The organism is Leptospira sp. WS58.C1, assembly GCF_040833995.1.
GTDB classification, from domain to species: domain Bacteria; phylum Spirochaetota; class Leptospiria; order Leptospirales; family Leptospiraceae; genus Leptospira_B; species Leptospira_B cinconiae.
Genome location: NZ_CP162137.1, coordinates 3,055,116 through 3,071,329, shown reverse-complemented (window position 1 = coordinate 3,071,329; position 16,214 = coordinate 3,055,116). Strand labels below are relative to the sequence as shown.

The following is a 16,214-nucleotide window of genomic DNA, read 5'->3' as shown; positions in this document are numbered from 1 at the left end:
AACCTTGAACTTTTCGGAACTCGATTTGTTTGTCAAGAGACTCATTCTAATAGCTTTAAAAAAGGTCCGTTCTAATTGGGTCCGAATTTTGCCGAAATTCTTCCCCTACATTTTAGGGAGCCTTGTTTTTTCCGGGAACATTCACGCGGATTCCTGGTCATGGAGCGGAGTTTATTTAGTCCAACCCGAAACGTTGGAATATTCCGGTCCGGTTCAGATCCAGGTCAAAGACGGCCTAGTAGAGAAAATATCTTCTTCTCCTTCCTCCAAAGATCCTCTGTTCATTTTACCAGGGTTTTGTGATTCTCACGTAACCTTAGGGGCAAATTCACTCGGTGGTTGGAAAGAACGTTCGGAATTGGAATCCGATCTGAAACAATTTCTGCTACATGGGTTCACGCATATCCAGAGTATTGCGGATCCTCCCTGGGCCGGCGAACTTTCCCTGATCCGAAAAAAGAATTCTCAGTATCCGAGTATCTCGGTTCTTCCTCCGGTTTTAATTCCCGAGTCCAAAGAAATTTCCGGATCTAAAGCTTCCGGCTATAAGATCCTGAAATCACCTGAAGAAGCGATGTCTTCTCTCTCCGGCAAAAAAGGAAAGATCCATATATTCTTACGGCATAACGAAGGAGAAACTTTCGAAGTGGATGGAAAACTTCTCTATCGAATGAGAAGTGAAGCGGAGAAGAATGGATTGGAATTATCCGTCTCCACCTTCGGAGAAGAATTTGCAAATTGGGAAGCTTTGTCTTCCGAAACGAAGGTGCTCTATCATCCTATCCCGGAAACTTCTTCCATTCGTCCCGTGGCTCATAATTTGGTGAAACAGATTTGGGCTCCACTTTTCGGGATCTATTTTACAAGAAAGGGAATAGGAACTTCTTCTTTTGTGGAAGAATGGGAAAAATGGACCCAATGGAGCCCGACTTTTGGGGAAAGAGCGCTGTCTAAAGAAGTACTTTCTACTATACCAGGACTTTCCGAATCGGAACGAGAGGAAGCGGAGAAGGAATACGAATCCTATCTTGCTTTCTTGAGAGCTCGCAAAAATCTGTCCCTAAGGATCTTACTCGGTTCCGGTGCAGGTCACCAATTACAGTTCCCTGGGATTTCCGGCTGGAAGGAACTTAGAATTTTATCCGAACTTCTGGGGCCTAAAGAAGCCTTGAGAGCGGCGACGGAAACCACCTGCCAGTATTTGGGGGCGGCTCATGAGGGGAAGATCCGAGTCGGAAAACCGGCTCATCTTTTGATTTTTAGAGAAGACCCTCTCCAGAATTGGGATAAACTAAAAACATTAAGAACGGTCGTGACGGAGAGAGTGAAAACGGAAATCTCTTCTCCGGAAAAAAAGAAAACTAAGGGGCAGAGACGATGAAAGAAGATCAAAAAGAACTGTTTCAAAAATTACTGGACGAAAGTTTCCGAAAAAAAGCGGCCTTAGAGCCCGGAGCCAAAGTTTCTGCGTTAGTCACCAGTTCCAAATCGGATTACGTTTTTATAAAGATCCAAGAAGCAGGACTCTCAGGTATTATCGCTTCTGACGAATTTACGGAAGCTCCGAAACAGGGAGAGACAATCGAGGCTTATTTCCTACAGGAATCTTCCGGAGACCAATACTTCACCACTTGTTTGAACGGGGACACAATCTCCAAAGATATGGTATCGGTGGCTCATCACGCCGAAATTCCGGTTTTAGGTCATATCATCGGAGAGAATGAAGCAGGCGTAGAGGTAAAGTTAGGCGAACTTACAGGCTTCTGTCCATTCTCCCAATTGGATCCGGAACTCAAAAAACAAAACAACGGAGTTGGCAAAAGGGTCCGCTTTTTGATCTCAGAAGTCGGGAATAAGGGAAAGATCATCGTTTCCCAAAAGAAAATCGCGGATAAGGAAAGAGAGGCCAAAATTTCCGTCCTGAAAGGCGAATTGAAGCCTGGCATGTTCGTCACTTGTAAGGTCAAATCCGTTCATAACTTCGGATTGATCGTGGAAGCGGACGGACTTACAGCCCTTGTGCCTGCTTCCGAAGCCACTTTCAAAAAAGGAGCCGATCTCTCCAAAGAATTCCATCCAGGGCAAGTGCTTAGGGCTAAAGTCCTAAAATTAGATTGGGAAGAAGAAAAACATAGTTTCACAGTTAAGGATTTTCTAAAAGATCCTTGGGCGCAAAATGTTCCGTTCAAGGAAGGAGATTTGGTTACCGGAACGGTAGAAAGTGTAAAACCTTTCGGAGTATTCGTAAAATTGAATGAACATTTTTCCGGACTGGTTCCCAATCGAGAAACGGGACTACAAAATCGTACGCCTGCTGCACAACATTTCAAGACCGGTGATTCGGTTTCTGCCTTCGTAACGGAAGTGAATCCTACAAAAAGACAGATCTCACTTTCCCTTGCAAAAGCGAAAGAAGTGCAGGAAAGATTGGATTATAGTGGATATCTTTCGGAAGAGACTTCTTCCACCGGATCTTTCGGCGCTATTCTTGCAAAATCCTTAAACAAGGGACAGAAAAAAGGTTAAATGGCTCTCCGGATCGCATTGTATCGACCGGAGATACCTCCCAATACGGGAAATATCGCCCGACTCTGCGTCGCCTTAGGTGCGGAGTTGCATATTGTAGGAGAACCTGCCTTCGAGTTGTCTGAAAAAGCGGCAAGAAGAGCAGGGTTGGATTATTGGGATAAACTAAAATTGACCCTTCATCCTAGTTGGGAAACTTTCTCAAAATCTTTACCTTCCGATTCCAAATTATATTTAATATCCACTAAGGGTAAAATTTCTTATACAACTCCTCATTATGGGGAGAATGACGTATTTTTGTTCGGAAATGAAACTTCCGGATTACCTCCGGAAATTTTTCAATCAGAGATCCCTAATGGGATCCTTCGGATCCCGATGGAAGAAGATTGCAGGTGTTTGAATTTGAGTAACGCTGTCGCTGTAATCGCATACGAAGCATTGCGGCAAATCCGACGTTGGTGAATCGGAAACTGTCTTCCGGAAAAAATCGGATTTACACCCCTCGAAAAAAACGGTCCTATGGAAAAATATGGGAATGTCCTTTTCCCTAGGAGAGATACAAGCCCGAATTCGGGAACTCCTAGCAAACGGTTTAACAGGTAATTCCCAGGATTTCCATGCGTGGATCCGTATGGACACTCTTCGAAAATTCAGAGAAGAGCCTACGTTCTCTCCGGATTGGGTTCCCAAAGTTTTGGATGAGCTTGTTACTTCCGGAGAAGCCGCAAAAAGTAAATTAGATCCCAGAGAATATACTCTCTCTTCGGAATCTTCTCTACGTAAAAAAACTTCCAAAACAGAAGAATACCTTCTACTTGGCCGCACCGAATTCCAACCGATGCAATATGTTAGAAGCAGAATGGAATCTTTCTTGAGAGGGAACGGGATCGACGAGGATATGATCGTGGATCTGACGATCGGCTCCATCGAAGCGGTGGAGAATGCAGTCAAATATGGTGACGGCGGAAACGTAGAAGTCGCCTATTCAATCGAAAAAAACGGAATTTTTAAGATCCGACTGGTGAACAACCTGAGAGAATTAAATATCGAAGAAGATATAGAAAGGGGAAAATTTTCTTCCACAGCCACTCTAATGAGAGGGATGATGGTTATGCAAAAATTATTCGATAAAATGGATCTCGAGATCTTAGAGGATAAAAGACAGGCCTTGTTCATGGCCGAAAAAATCCTTCCGAAGTAAATTTTTCAGTTTTTTTACGTTTTACACTTCTTCGATTTTCGGGTCTTTCTTTCCAAAAATATGTCTTCAATTTTTAAAATCCATTCCAACTATAAAGCTGCCGGGGACCAGGTCCAAGCTATAGAAAAAATTGGCCAAGCATTCAAAAAGGGTGAGGATAAAGTCACCTTAGTAGGTGTGACCGGTTCCGGAAAAACGTTCACCATGGCCCAGGTGATCGCGAATATGGGACTTCCTACCTTGGTACTGTCGCATAACAAAACTTTGGCGGCGCAGTTATTTCGAGAGTTTAAGGAGTTTTTCCCGGAGAATGCGGTGGAATATTTCGTTTCTTATTACGATTACTACCAACCGGAAGCTTACGTTCCTTCTTCCGATACGTTTATCGAAAAAGATATGTCCATGAACGAGGAAATTGACAAACTCCGACTGCGGGCAACTTCTTCTCTGCTGGAAAGAGACGATGTGGTGATCGTTAGCTCCGTTTCTTGTATTTACGGTTTAGGATCTCCGGAAGAATATGTGAACTCCGTTGTTGCTTTGACAAAAGGTGATATCATAGACAGAGATCAGGTCATCCGCAAACTTCTGCATATACAATATAATCGTAATGATACGGATTTCTCTCGGGGAAATTTCAGAGTAAGAGGGGATTCAATCGAAGTTTATCCTGCCTATCATACGGATGCATTCCGTATCGAATTTTTCGGAGACGAAGTGGATTCTATTTCCAGGATACATCCGGTTACCGCTCAAGTACTTGCAAAACAGGAAAAATGTTTTATCTATCCTGCAAAACACTTCATCATGTCGCCTCCTTTGATAAAGGACGCCGTAAAAAGAATTAAAGATGAGATGGCGGAACAAGAGATCAAGTTCACCAAAGAGAACAAGTTTTTGGAAGCTCAGCGTATCGTATCCAGAACGAATTACGATATGGAAATGCTGCAAGAGATGGGTTATTGTAACGGGATCGAAAATTATTCCCGTCATCTCACAGGAAGAAAAGAAGGAGAAAGACCTGCTTGTCTCATAGACTATTTCCGCGGGGATTTTTTACTTATAGTGGACGAGTCTCATGTTACCATTCCTCAGGTGGGTGGAATGTATGCCGGCGATAGGGCTCGTAAGCAAACTCTGGTGGATTTCGGATTCAGATTACCTTCTGCCCTTGATAATCGACCTTTGAACTTTACGGAATTCGAATTGTTAACTCCGAAAACACTCTATGTATCCGCTACACCTGCGGAATACGAATTAGAGAAGAGTAAAACAAGAGTAGAACAGATCATTCGTCCTACGGGGCTTCTCGACCCGAACGTAGAAGTCCGACCTACGAAAAATCAGGTAGAGGACCTTTTAGTAGAGATCCGAAAAAGGATAGAACTGGGAGAGAGGGTCTTAGTCACCACATTAACCAAGAAGATGGCGGAAGACTTAACGGACTATTATAAGGAACTAGGGCTTAAAGTTTCCTATCTCCATTCCGAAGTGGATACCTTGGAAAGGGTGGAGATCATCCGGGATCTCAGGAAAGGAATATATGATGTCCTGGTAGGGATCAATCTTTTAAGGGAAGGATTGGATCTCCCCGAGGTTTCTCTTGTCGCTATTTTGGACGCGGACAAGGAAGGTTTTTTAAGAAATTATAAATCCTTAATACAGACCATCGGTAGGGCCGCGAGAAATATTAACGGAACTGCGATATTATACGCGGATAAGATGACGGATTCTATGACCAAGGCCATAGAAGAGACCAAAAGAAGAAGAGCAATTCAAGAGGAACATAACCTGAAATATAGGATCTCTCCGCAAACGATCAAAAAGGAAATTGCCGATATGATCGAACGAACGGAAAAAGAACTGGCTCCGGAAGAACAAGCAGCGGAAGAGATCAACAAGAAATTTAGGGAGAAAAACTTCTCTTCTAAAGAGGAAATGAAAGAGAAGATCAGGGAAGAAATGTTAAAAGCCGCCAAGGAACTGGATTTCGAAAGAGCTGCTTTACTCAGAGACAAAATGCTTACCATTAAAGTGAATCCTATAGAGGAAAAATGAGATTAGACATTACACTTATAACAATAATTGTCACAGGGGTTATCAGTCTTTACACGTTATACGTGGATCAAAATCTTTTAGACAAATTGATCCTAAGACCTTTCCGAGATTCTAAAGAAGGGAATTATTATACCTTAGCCACAAGCGGTTTTGTTCATGCGGATTTTTCCCATTTATTCTTTAACATGCTGACTCTGTACTTTTTCGGAAGGCATGTGGATATAGTGCTCGGTCCATTGGGATTTATGGGGTTATACTTAGCTAGTATCTTAATTGCAAATCTGGTATCTTTCCAAAAAAATAAAGCGGATACGAATTATGCAAGCCTTGGAGCTTCCGGCGGAACTTCCGGGATCGTATTTGCTTCTATTTTATTTTATCCGTATTCTAAAATTTTCTTTTTCTTTATACCGATCCCGATACCTGGACCTTTATATGCGATCTTGTATTTGGCCTATTCTTATTATGCATCCAAAAACAGGCAGGATGGGATCAATCATGATGCACATTTTTATGGAGCGCTTACCGGACTTGCGGTTGCCATATTAGTACAACCGACTTCTCTGACTATGTTTATCCAATACGTGCTGGGTGGATTTTTATAAGACTTTTTCCTAAACTCCAGGGTCTTTAAGCCGGAAATTGAACGTTTATTTACTGCACTGACTTTGGCACGGAGTATAATAAATTTCTAAAGTGCGAAAGGATTATCCTCCTTTCGCGATCTTATCCTTTATAAAAGCCTTAAACTTATCGGAACCGAAACTTACATCCATTTTGATGATCTCAGGAGCGAGATAAGGATGTTTTTTCATAATATATTCTTCGATTGCGGCGTACTTATCCGCTTTCGCTTTTAGAAGGACCTTATTTTCAGAATCGATGGTGAGTTTTCCTTCCCATTGGTATAATAGAGCCACTTCCGGAAAAATGGTACCACTCACTATGATGCCTAACTGCAGCATTTCTGCGATATACTCTTCCGCTAGATCTCGATCCGCCAGCGTTGTGAAGACTAAAATTTCTTGAGATGCAGACATTGGTTCCTCCGAGAAAAAGGAGGATAAGAAGTATTCATTCTTTGTCCAGTCTTTCTTTAGAAAGATCGGATCAGTATCTGGGAGCGTTCGGATCCGAATAATTTCCTTTGCCGGAATTCGGCATAGTGCCTCTGGAAGTGGAAGGAATATAATCATCGCAAAGATTACTGCATCTAGCGATACAATTTTCTCTTTTACGATCCACGGTGATTGCGGTAAAAACAGTCTCCACTTTGGGGACCGGATATTGGGTCCAACATTGGCTTTTGCAATTCCCGTATTTGGCAGCACAGTTCCGAGCAGTGTTTTGATCGGTGCCGGAGGAGATCATCATATCAAAAAGTTCCTGCTCTTCTCTGGTCTTGAAGCCGCCTTTTTTCGGTCTTTTGGAAAGTTCCTCTTTGCTTAAATTGGCATTTTCAGGCTCCGGAAAATCCTCTACCGAACCTTTTCCTCTCACCTTACCTGATTCGTCGGAACTCCAATCCACTGCGAAAAAGCAATTCAGAGTAAAGGAGAATAGTAATATTCCGAGTTTAATTTTCATAAGAAGAAAGTCGATATTTCGGCAGACGGCTTTTACAGTTTCCCTTGGTAAATTGGGAAGACAAGGAAAGAAAATGGAATTTTTTAAAAACTAAACCTTTGGGATTAGGCAAATATTTTCGTCGTTTAACAAATAAATACATAATTTTTGCGCTCTTTTGGATAGAAATCGTGTGGAAAAAAATTTCCGAACGGGGTCTCAATAGTATTGAATGCTGGATAACCTACAATAGAGTCTGTCTAAGCAGTACTTAAGACCTAATAATTTGAATGGAGGGTCTTTTAGTGAGCAGTTTTTTTACTAGTACTTCATCAATCAAACGTTTCTTTCTTATCTCCTTAGTTATCCTTTTCATTTCCAATTGTAGCGCCCTGGATTGGGGTTGGGTTAAGCTTCCTTCCGGACTTGCCTGGGACCAAAATGAGACCTTAGATAGAAATCCGGCAGAAGGTTTCCGAGTCGAATTTCCGGAAGAATTAGGACTAGATTCCAGACCTTTGGTGGAACTTTCTAAAAAACTCAGAAAAGAAAAAACGGAGGTCCGTTCACTTCTCATCTTGAAAGAAGGAAATCTGGTATTCGAAAGATATGCCGGAGGTATTTCCAGAAATCATAACCATAATATGTACTCCGTAACCAAATCGGTGGTCTCCATGTTATTAGGGGTCTGCTATTCGAACGATTGTGGAGTGGATTTGGAAGATAGCCTTTACTCCGTTGAGTCTAATTTGCCGGGCCTTCTTCCATCCGAACTAAAAGGAAAAGAATCCATCCGACTCAAGGACGCATTACGTATGAGTTCCGGAATGGGCTGGGATTCCTTTCCCAAAAAAGAAGATATTAGAACGGACGCAGACCCCCTTGCGATTGCTTGGACCCCTGCCGTATCTTCCGCACCGGGAACTAAATTCGAATATTCTAATGGAGATACTCAGTTAGTTGCGGGTTATTTGGAAGCAAAGACAGGTAAGACATTATACGAATATTCGAAGAATACCGCCTTCTCATGGTTAGGTTTTAAGGGAGAAGAATGGAATACGTCCAAATCCGGAAGACAGACGGCCGGTTTCGGACTTCGTTTGAGACCGATCGACATGGCTAAATTAGGACAACTCTATTTAGATGGAGGGAAATGGCAGGGCCGTCAGATCTTAAAACCGGAATGGATCGCTATGACCTTGGAGCCAGGAGTGGAAAAAAGATACGGACTCCATTTCTGGCTGCACGAATTCGAAGGAAAGCCAAGCTTCATGGCAAACGGAAAAGGCGGACAGTTCATCTACGTAATCCCTCATCGTAAGATCGTTTTAGTGATGACTAGCGCGATTTGGGACAAGGCACCTGACGTAATTTTAACCTCTGCCTTGGATGCGGTCAAAGCATCTTTAGTCTCTACGGATAAGATCCCTTCCCCTGACAGGGAAGAGGCCCTTCTCAGGGAATTAAAGGTAGCCGCCAGGACTTCCTTGGATCCTAAGCTAAAAGAAGGAGCGGATGAAACAAGGATTGCAGCGGAACCAGGGATGAAACAAAATCATCCTTAAATGAAGACTGTCCTAATCCCGATCCCTCAAATCGATTTCGACCCAACGGAAGTATCCGTACCTTGGAAAGTTCTAAAGGAAAACGGATATAAGATCCTATTTGCGACCCCTAACGGAACCTCCGGAGAAGCGGATTTTAGGATGGTAACCGGGAAAGGATTGGGGATACTTTCTCCCTTTTTACGAGCGAAAGATGATGATGTTCTTCTCTACAGGGAATTAGAAAAATCGAATGAATTCTTAAATCCTAAAAAGTACGAGTCGATCAAATTGGATTCTTTCGATGTATTGCTTCTTCCAGGGGGACATGCGAAGGGAATGAGGGTCTATTTGGAATCCGAGTTTTTACAGAATTTGGTGGGCCATACGTTCGCTGAAGGAAAGCCTGTGGCTGCGATCTGTCATGGAGTACTTCTTGCTGCAAGATCCAAAAATCCTAAAACAAAAAAATCCAGTCTATATGGACTGAAAACCACCGGACTTCTGAGATCACAGGAACTTCTAGCCTGGAATTTAACTAGGGCTTGGTTAGGAGATTATTATAGAACTTATCCTACACCATTACAGGACGAGGTGATTTCATTTCTGGAATCAAAAGTGGATTTCCAAGAAGGGCCCATGCCGATTGCAAGGGACAGTTTTTCCAATATTAAACCGGGGTTCAGCGTTTTGGATAAGTCTTGTCTTTCCGCAAGGTGGCCCGGAGATGCTCATAAGTTTGCATTCGAACTTCCTGAATTCTTCGGTTAATTTCGGTTTTTGATTTTCCGTAAACACTATATAGACATACTGACTATAAAGGGTCCGATCTAAGGTCACTCGATCGAGAACGACATGAATTCCAAAGAACATTACATTTTTCTGGATGTGGGGGACACTCTCCTTACGATGAAAAAGCCCGCAGGGGACGTATATTTCGAAGTTCTCAAAGAATTCGGCCTGGACGGTTCCAAACATCCGAACGGTTATATGGAAAGAGCCTTTCGTAAGGCTTATGCACATATGACGCGTCATCCGCTTCCCGATTATAAAGATAAATTCCATGCGCATCAAGATGGAAGTGAAGGTTGGTGGAGAGAACTTCTGGGTTTCTTCCTAAAGGAAATAGGATCGGATCTGGAACCTGATCCTATTTTCCAATCCATATTTAAACGTTTTGACGAACCTTCCGTCTGGGAAATAGATCCGGGCTTCTATGAATTAGTAGAATTCGCAAAAGAGAGAGGCTCCGGTTTAGGGATTATCTCTAATTGGGATCATCGACTCAAACAGCTACTTGCAAGTGTAGGCGTATTAGATTATTTTTATCCTGTGATCGTCTCTGCGGAATTCGGATACGAAAAACCTTCTCCTTTGATCTTTCAGGAAGCGGAGAAGCTTGTGGGGCTTTCTCCGGATAAACTCATATATTGCGGAGACAAGGTGGAGTTGGATATCCTACCCACAAGATCCAGAGGATGGACCGCATTTCACAAACATGCTGAAGGTGATATCCGAGATCTTAGCGAGCTAACTGCGATCTTAAAACAAGGATAGTTTGTTTTCTATTCCTTCTCCATATAAGTCTAACCGAATACAGAAAAGAATCGAGTTAGAACAAGAATGAAAATACTCGCCGTTTCCGGAAGTTTAAGAAAAGGTTCATCCAATACAGCCTTATTACTTGCAGCAAAAAGGATTGCACATGATCCTTTGCAGATCAGAATCGCAGACCCGATTGATCGGATCCCACACTTCAATCCTGACTTGGATACGGATACACCTCCTAAGGAAGTCATGGAATGGAGAAGGGAATTAAAAGAGGCGGATGCCATTCTTTTTTCCAGTCCCGAATACGCATTTGCGATCCCAGGGGTCTTGAAAAATGCATTAGATTGGATTGTGTCCAGTGCCGAACTTTATGGAAAGCCGGTAGGGCTTATCAATGCATCTCCAGGTTACGGTGGAGCTTCCAAGGCACAGGAAGCTCTTTTAGGTTTATTGAATGTTCTCACAGTTAAGATAAATGATGATTGTATTTTAAGTATTCCTTCCGTGAACAAGAAGGTGGATCGGGAAGGTAATATTTTGGATGAACAAACGGAGAAGGAGTTGCGAAATTGTTTGCAAAGCCTGGAACATTTGATCCAAGCATCTAGACCTTCTTAATTCTTCAAAATCGCCAGCTGAATCAGTTGATAAAAAATCTATATTTCGCAAAGGAGTCTTCAGGCTCCTTTTCTAATACATTCTTTTTTTATAAAGTTCTTTAGGAATTCTCATTCCGGATGAAAATTTTCTAACAAAAAAGTGCGCGCGGAAATCATTATTCCGGACCTGAGCCTCATAGCGGGGAGTTTTGAATTGCAAAATCCTCCGTTAAGGAGCATAATGATGGCAATACCTATGTTTCGCAGAATACCGCGAAAGTTAGAAGAAGTATTGGGTGAGGAAGGAACGAATGAATTTGTGGATTTTATCAACGATTCTTTTGGAGCCAATCGGGAGAATGTAGTGGAACTCGTTTCAGATAGATTTGAGAACAGACTTTCGGAAGAATTAAATACATTTCGTTCTGAATATAAAACAGACCTGGCTGACCTTAGAGCTGAATTCAAATCGGATCTAGCTGCACTTCGAGCCGAGGTAAAGGAAGATATTGCAGAACTTCGAGCCGAGGTAAAAGAAGATATCGCAGAACTTCGAGCTGAGGTAAAGGAAGATATCGCAGAACTTCGAGCTGAGGTGAAGGAAGATATCGCAGAACTTCGAGCTGAGGTGAAGGAAGATATCGCTGCCCTCCGTGCTGAGGTAAAAGAAGATATTGCAGAACTTCGCACAGAAATGAACGAAAAAATTTCAGAACTCCGAATTGAAATTCACAAACTCATTTCTGTTCAGACCAAATGGATGTTAGGAGCAATCATAGCATTGACTGGAATCTTTTCCATCATAGTCAAACTATAAGTTGAAAAATGAGTTTTAAGATTTGGGAAATCTTTCAATGGACCTGGTGGCGATTTCCTTTCTCAGTTCTTGGGCTTTTTCCCGAGTGACTTGTATTTCGGAAACCAAATCCGGATCTGCGGTATTAGGATGTCCGCTTACAAAAGGGGGTTTTGGATTGTATTCGATCATAAGTTGGATTTCTTCAGCCGATTTTTGTCCTTGGATCTCGGCTACAATTCGGAGTGCGAAGTCGATTCCTGCAGTGACTCCTCCTCCTGTAATTCGGTCTCGATCGATCACTACTCGATCTTCTTTTACATCGATTTCCGGAAAGAATCTTAACACATCTAAAGAGAGCCAATGTGTGGTTGCCTTATATCCGTTTAATAAGCCTGCTGCGGCTAATACCAAAGAGCCGGTACATACCGAACTGATATATCTGGAGGTTTTTGATTTTTCTCTCAGCCAACTCAGGACCTTTTCGTTTTCCATGAGTCGGTTGACGCCGAGTCCACCCGGAACTAAGACCAAATCCAAATCTATGTTTTCGTCCATAGTTCTGTCCGGAAGAATAAATAATCCTTTTTCGGATGGGATTGGTTCCTTGGTTTCGGCTATTACGTAGATTTTGGAATTTTTCATTCTGGAAAATACTTCGTAAGGACCCACGAAATCCAATGGAGTTAGGTCCGGAAAGATAAGTAAACCGATATGGAACGGCTCTTGCATAGACAAGATAGAATAGAACTCGTAGAAGTCTTCAAGTCGAATTCGAAAGAAAAAATTTTGAGAGGCAGATCGAAAAACTTTCTTGGAAAATTAAGCAGAAAGGAAAGGAAATTCCCTAATCGAACGATATCCGGAATTAGCAGGTCGGCCTTTTTCAAATATCCTAATTTGGTATATTCCGAATTGGGAAGTAGAATAAGTTTTGCTTGGCTAAAACAATCTACACCGAAGAATATAAGATTTTCCAGAAGTTACTAAAGAAAGCCCGGGAAGAAGCGGGGTTGACCCAAGTGGATGTTGCCGATGCCCTCAAAACACCCCAATCATTCATTTCTAAGGTCGAAGCAGGAGACAGAAGGATAGACGTTATAGAGTTCTGGAACTTGGCCAAACTTTATAAAAAGCCCGTAGACTTCTTCTTCAAGTTTGATGATAAATCGGAAATAAAATCCAAAAAGAAGTCTTTAAAAGCCGCAAGTTCTACAAAAAGAAAGACCAAATAATCTATCTTTTTGATCTGTTGGACTTCCAACAATTTACCTTTCATATAAAAGAATAGCCAAGCAAAGCGGTCCCTTTAAAAAATTCCCATCTGCCTTTCGGGCAAAAAAGCTGAATGAATCAGAATCGAATTTTACGTCCTTGGATTTACGGGATTGTCCTGATCTGTATTTCCCTGCTTTCCTTTTTGGCTGGAAGATCCGGTCTAGAAAATATGGATATACCCTTTTCGAACATAGTATCCGAAAAGGAACGAGTAGCTGATTTTCATTATTTCGCTAGGCCACACTTAATTCTTAAAAACGTTAGATTCTATTGGCAGAAGGAAATTTTCGTGGAGGCGGATCGTCTTTCGTTAGAAGCAATCCCTAAAAACGGAGAAATTCTTCCTTTCGATCGACCGGAACTTTTTACTCTTAAAATCCTGAACGGGAATATTCGGATTTCTTTGGAAAGTTTGGAAAGATTATTGAATGGAAGGTTGTTCAATTTTCCCGAGTCCACTCTACGGAAAATCAAACTTAAACCGATTTTTCATAACGGTGCATGGAAACTTAAGATTTCAGGAGAGGTCAAACTTGTAGTTTGGGTATCTTTCGAAGGGATTGCCACCGTTAAGTTAGATCCGGAATCAGGCCGGATCTTGGTGGAAAATGAGTCCGTTCGGGCATTATTAAATCCTTATACAAAAGAACTTTTAAATACTGTTGGTGTGTCCATCGAGGACCTGGTCCGTTTTCCTAAGGGGAGAGGTCTGGTAATTTCCGGGAACAAGGTGTATTTTGAACCATTTTCGGTTTTTCCGGATCCGGAAGTAGAAGGTAGAATCAAAGATCTCAAATTGGATGAGAATACACTCGATATAGAGTTCATCTCAGAATTAGAGGTTGCCTCTCCTAAAACAAATTCTAAAAATTATATTTATGTAAGTGGAGGAAAATTACTCTTCGGAGGGATTCAAGTGCACCAAGGCAGGGTCTTACTCCAAGACAGGGAAGAATCCTCTCTGTTCGAATTCTGTTTTTCGGAATATAAAAAAGCGTTGTCTCTCTCCAATGTAAAAATGGAGGAAGACGGACGCATCTTCATTTATATGCCTGATTCTCCTCCTCTTGATTAATTTTTCTTATAAATAAAATATTTCCAATCTAACAAAAATTTTCAGAATCGGGAACGTTCTTATTCGAACTTGGTCCTCTTGTTAAGGAGGATACTTATGAATCTTTTCACTTCCACAATACCTTTTGTTCCTTTTTACGTTAGGAGCGGCTTATACCTTTTAGCCATCTTTTTAACGAGTTGTATCTCTCCTCAATTTGCCGGGGGAGGGGGAAGTCCTTATCCTTCCGACTTTGTTTATAAAGGAGATCTTTTCGGTTTACAGAATTGTTTAAGAGCCGGTTATTCCGTAGATACAAGAGATCCTTTTACTAGGAATTTTACCCCTTTGATGATCGCAGCAAGAGAAGGAGAAGTTGAGATCGCGGAATTTTTAGTTCGCAGCGGCGCGGACATCAATGCCAAAACGAGAGACGGTCACACAGCTCTTATGATGGCCGTTTACAATAGGAACTTGGACATAGTAAAACTCCTCTTGAAGAATGGTGCGAATGTTCATATTAAAAGTAAACAAGGCCATACCGCATTTTCGGAAGCCAGTTTGGAGGAATCTGTTCAGATCAAAGAATTACTCGCTCCTTATGAGATCGGTCCAAAAAGATGAAATCGGCATTTCAGATAGCTCTTGTTCTTTTCTTTTTGGAATCTTGTACGAACGACGATCGTTGTGTAAGAGACTGCGATAAAAACTTCTCAATTTGTCTATTGGTTGCAACCAATGAAAATTCTCTTGGGATTGGATTTATTTGTAAGGCCATTTGTGATGATTGTAAATCAGACTGCCATACCGTTACTTCTTCAGGAGGAAGAAGCTCTAGTACTTCCAGAGGAGGTTCTGGTGGGGGAGGGGGTGGCGGTAGTTCTGGCGGCGGCGGAGGAGGTCACGGCGGAGGCGGTCATGGGGGGAGTGGAATTACATTCTAAAACCGAAATACAAAAAAGGAAAACCGAGGAGACTCGGTTTTCCAATTAGAGCTATTACGAAAATTTTATAGTCCGTCCTAAAACTTAACGATTTGATCGGTATTCGTCCAAGGGTTATAAGAGCCCGGACTTTTTGCGATAGGTTTTTGTATACATCTACTTCGCGAATCCTACCTCGGAGGCAACGGGAGTTTTTTCGTAATTTTCTTTCTTCCCAGCTACCTCGTCAAAATAGGTCTCGTAATTCGGGAAATTTGTTCCCATGACTCTGTCCCAAAAATTAAAATAAAGACTATAATTCCCGTGAAACTTCTGGTGATGAAGGTTATGATGGGTAGAAGTATTGATCCATTTTGTGATAGGATGACTTGCCCAACCTTTAGGTAAAAATTCATACCCTAAGTGCCACCAGATATTCATAACCATTGCATAGAATGTGTGAAATATAAATACTCCGAAATGGATCGGAACCAAACTGATGAATGGTACGACATAGATCGCTTCCAAAAAAGCTTCCGCCCAATGGAAATTATAAGCAGCTAATGGTGAAGGGTTTACGGATTTATGATGGATAGCATGTACAAAGGAGTAAACTTTTTTGTGATGCATGAGCCTATGTGCCCAGTAGAACCAGGTTTCATGCCAGATAGTGATCAGTATATAACTTAAGATCGCATAAGCCCAACCTCTTTCGGAGATATCGAAGTAAAGCGCTCTTGGAAGATAGCCTAATTTTTGAAGGCTGAAGGAGAGGACCGCAACCAGACTGAACATTACCATTGTAACCGCAGATTGTTTGATCTCGTAGACTACCTTCTCCCATTTGGGAAAATTTTTCTGGATCCGAAACTTTTCGAAGGTTCCTTTTTTCCAAACCCAGAATATAAAGAATGCAAGTCCCGCTAGAGGATAGTATCTGATAAAGTTCATTGAAAGTTGGAATAGTCCGAAATTCCGAACACATTCCCAACCGAAATCACAAGCATTGATTGCCATTTTTCCTCCGATCTCTGCATTCAGTTTACGTCGGATCTATGAAGAAGTCGTCCTCTCCGATCGGAGCGGAATAAAATATATGTCCAGACCGATCGAGACGG

General features: G+C 41.9%; 19 protein-coding genes. 15 read left to right on the top strand and 4 right to left on the bottom strand.

All coding sequences use genetic code 11. The features are described 5' to 3' along the window. The first annotated feature begins 25 nt into the window (after positions 1-25). The 6 genes from AB3N61_RS14120 to AB3N61_RS14095 all read left to right on the top strand — a co-directional run bounded on the left by AB3N61_RS14120 (position 26) and on the right by AB3N61_RS14095 (position 6,390). The gene (locus AB3N61_RS14120; protein ID WP_367897887.1) at positions 26-1,381 is read left to right on the top strand and encodes a hypothetical protein; all 1,356 of its coding nucleotides are present in this window, start codon (positions 26-28) and stop codon (positions 1,379-1,381) included. Continuing rightward, a complete protein-coding gene (locus tag AB3N61_RS14115) occupies positions 1,378-2,526 on the top strand; it encodes a S1 RNA-binding domain-containing protein (RefSeq protein WP_367897886.1) in 1,149 nt (382 codons plus the stop codon). The genes AB3N61_RS14120 and AB3N61_RS14115 overlap by 4 nt, the downstream gene beginning before the upstream one ends. Then, positions 2,527-2,988 carry a tRNA (cytidine(34)-2'-O)-methyltransferase gene (locus tag AB3N61_RS14110; protein WP_020770531.1) on the top strand — a complete coding sequence of 154 codons (462 nt, stop codon included), beginning with the start codon at positions 2,527-2,529 and terminating at the stop codon, positions 2,986-2,988. It begins immediately after the preceding gene. A 67-nt stretch (positions 2,989-3,055) separates the two neighbouring features. Next, complete coding sequence (locus tag AB3N61_RS14105; protein ID WP_412758376.1) at positions 3,056-3,727, top strand: ATP-binding protein; 672 nt, start codon at positions 3,056-3,058, stop codon at positions 3,725-3,727. Between the two features lie 60 nt (positions 3,728-3,787). Then, a complete protein-coding gene (gene uvrB, locus AB3N61_RS14100; protein WP_020770392.1) occupies positions 3,788-5,785 on the top strand; it encodes an excinuclease ABC subunit UvrB in 1,998 nt (665 codons plus the stop codon). Then, the gene (locus tag AB3N61_RS14095; protein WP_367897884.1) at positions 5,782-6,390 is read left to right on the top strand and encodes a rhomboid family intramembrane serine protease; all 609 of its coding nucleotides are present in this window, start codon (positions 5,782-5,784) and stop codon (positions 6,388-6,390) included. The genes uvrB and AB3N61_RS14095 overlap by 4 nt, the downstream gene beginning before the upstream one ends. Before the next feature lie 102 nt (positions 6,391-6,492). Here AB3N61_RS14095 and cutA read toward each other — a convergent pair whose 3' ends face one another. Then, positions 6,493-6,825, bottom strand: a complete 333-nt coding sequence (gene cutA, locus AB3N61_RS14090) for a divalent-cation tolerance protein CutA (RefSeq protein WP_367897883.1) — start codon at positions 6,823-6,825, stop codon at positions 6,493-6,495. Positions 6,826-6,895: 70 nt separating this feature from the next. Further along, positions 6,896-7,372, bottom strand: coding sequence for an LIC_10730 family protein (locus AB3N61_RS14085; protein ID WP_020770362.1), 477 nt, complete (start codon positions 7,370-7,372; stop codon positions 6,896-6,898). Positions 7,373-7,641: 269 nt separating this feature from the next. On the opposite strand from AB3N61_RS14085, the gene AB3N61_RS14080 reads away from it, so the two are divergent. The 5 genes from AB3N61_RS14080 to AB3N61_RS14060 all read left to right on the top strand — a co-directional run bounded on the left by AB3N61_RS14080 (position 7,642) and on the right by AB3N61_RS14060 (position 11,862). Next, positions 7,642-8,916 (top strand): serine hydrolase domain-containing protein, encoded by a 1,275-nt coding sequence (locus AB3N61_RS14080; RefSeq protein ID WP_367897882.1) that lies wholly within the window; start codon positions 7,642-7,644, stop codon positions 8,914-8,916. Then, positions 8,917-9,666, top strand: a complete 750-nt coding sequence (locus tag AB3N61_RS14075; RefSeq protein WP_367897881.1) for a type 1 glutamine amidotransferase domain-containing protein — start codon at positions 8,917-8,919, stop codon at positions 9,664-9,666. 84 nt (positions 9,667-9,750) lie between these two features. Then, on the top strand, positions 9,751-10,452 hold the full coding sequence (locus tag AB3N61_RS14070) for an HAD-IA family hydrolase (RefSeq protein WP_367897880.1): 702 nt from the start codon (positions 9,751-9,753) through the stop codon (positions 10,450-10,452). Between the two features lie 66 nt (positions 10,453-10,518). After that, a complete protein-coding gene (locus AB3N61_RS14065) occupies positions 10,519-11,064 on the top strand; it encodes an NADPH-dependent FMN reductase (protein WP_367897879.1) in 546 nt (181 codons plus the stop codon). A 222-nt stretch (positions 11,065-11,286) separates the two neighbouring features. Then, positions 11,287-11,862, top strand: coding sequence for an LA_3696 family protein (locus AB3N61_RS14060; RefSeq protein WP_367897878.1), 576 nt, complete (start codon positions 11,287-11,289; stop codon positions 11,860-11,862). A 15-nt stretch (positions 11,863-11,877) separates the two neighbouring features. Here the strand turns inward: AB3N61_RS14060 and AB3N61_RS14055 are convergent, their stop codons facing one another. After that, positions 11,878-12,573 (bottom strand): DJ-1/PfpI family protein, encoded by a 696-nt coding sequence (locus tag AB3N61_RS14055; RefSeq protein ID WP_036090073.1) that lies wholly within the window; start codon positions 12,571-12,573, stop codon positions 11,878-11,880. 206 nt (positions 12,574-12,779) lie between these two features. On the opposite strand from AB3N61_RS14055, the gene AB3N61_RS14050 reads away from it, so the two are divergent. From AB3N61_RS14050 to AB3N61_RS14035, 4 genes are all read left to right on the top strand, one after another. Beyond that, positions 12,780-13,076 carry a helix-turn-helix domain-containing protein gene (locus AB3N61_RS14050; RefSeq protein WP_036090072.1) on the top strand — a complete coding sequence of 99 codons (297 nt, stop codon included), beginning with the start codon at positions 12,780-12,782 and terminating at the stop codon, positions 13,074-13,076. 113 nt (positions 13,077-13,189) lie between these two features. Beyond that, entirely contained in the window at positions 13,190-14,194 is a 1,005-nt protein-coding gene (locus AB3N61_RS14045) for a hypothetical protein (protein WP_020770484.1), read from the top strand. Positions 14,195-14,290: 96 nt separating this feature from the next. Then, entirely contained in the window at positions 14,291-14,797 is a 507-nt protein-coding gene (locus AB3N61_RS14040) for an ankyrin repeat domain-containing protein (RefSeq protein WP_367897877.1), read from the top strand. Then, positions 14,794-15,117, top strand: coding sequence for a hypothetical protein (locus tag AB3N61_RS14035; protein WP_367897876.1), 324 nt, complete (start codon positions 14,794-14,796; stop codon positions 15,115-15,117). Before AB3N61_RS14040 ends, AB3N61_RS14035 begins: the two co-directional genes overlap by 4 nt. Before the next feature lie 156 nt (positions 15,118-15,273). Here the strand turns inward: AB3N61_RS14035 and AB3N61_RS14030 are convergent, their stop codons facing one another. Further along, a complete protein-coding gene (locus AB3N61_RS14030) occupies positions 15,274-16,113 on the bottom strand; it encodes a sterol desaturase family protein (protein ID WP_367897875.1) in 840 nt (279 codons plus the stop codon). Between the last annotated feature and the right edge of the window lie 101 nt (positions 16,114-16,214).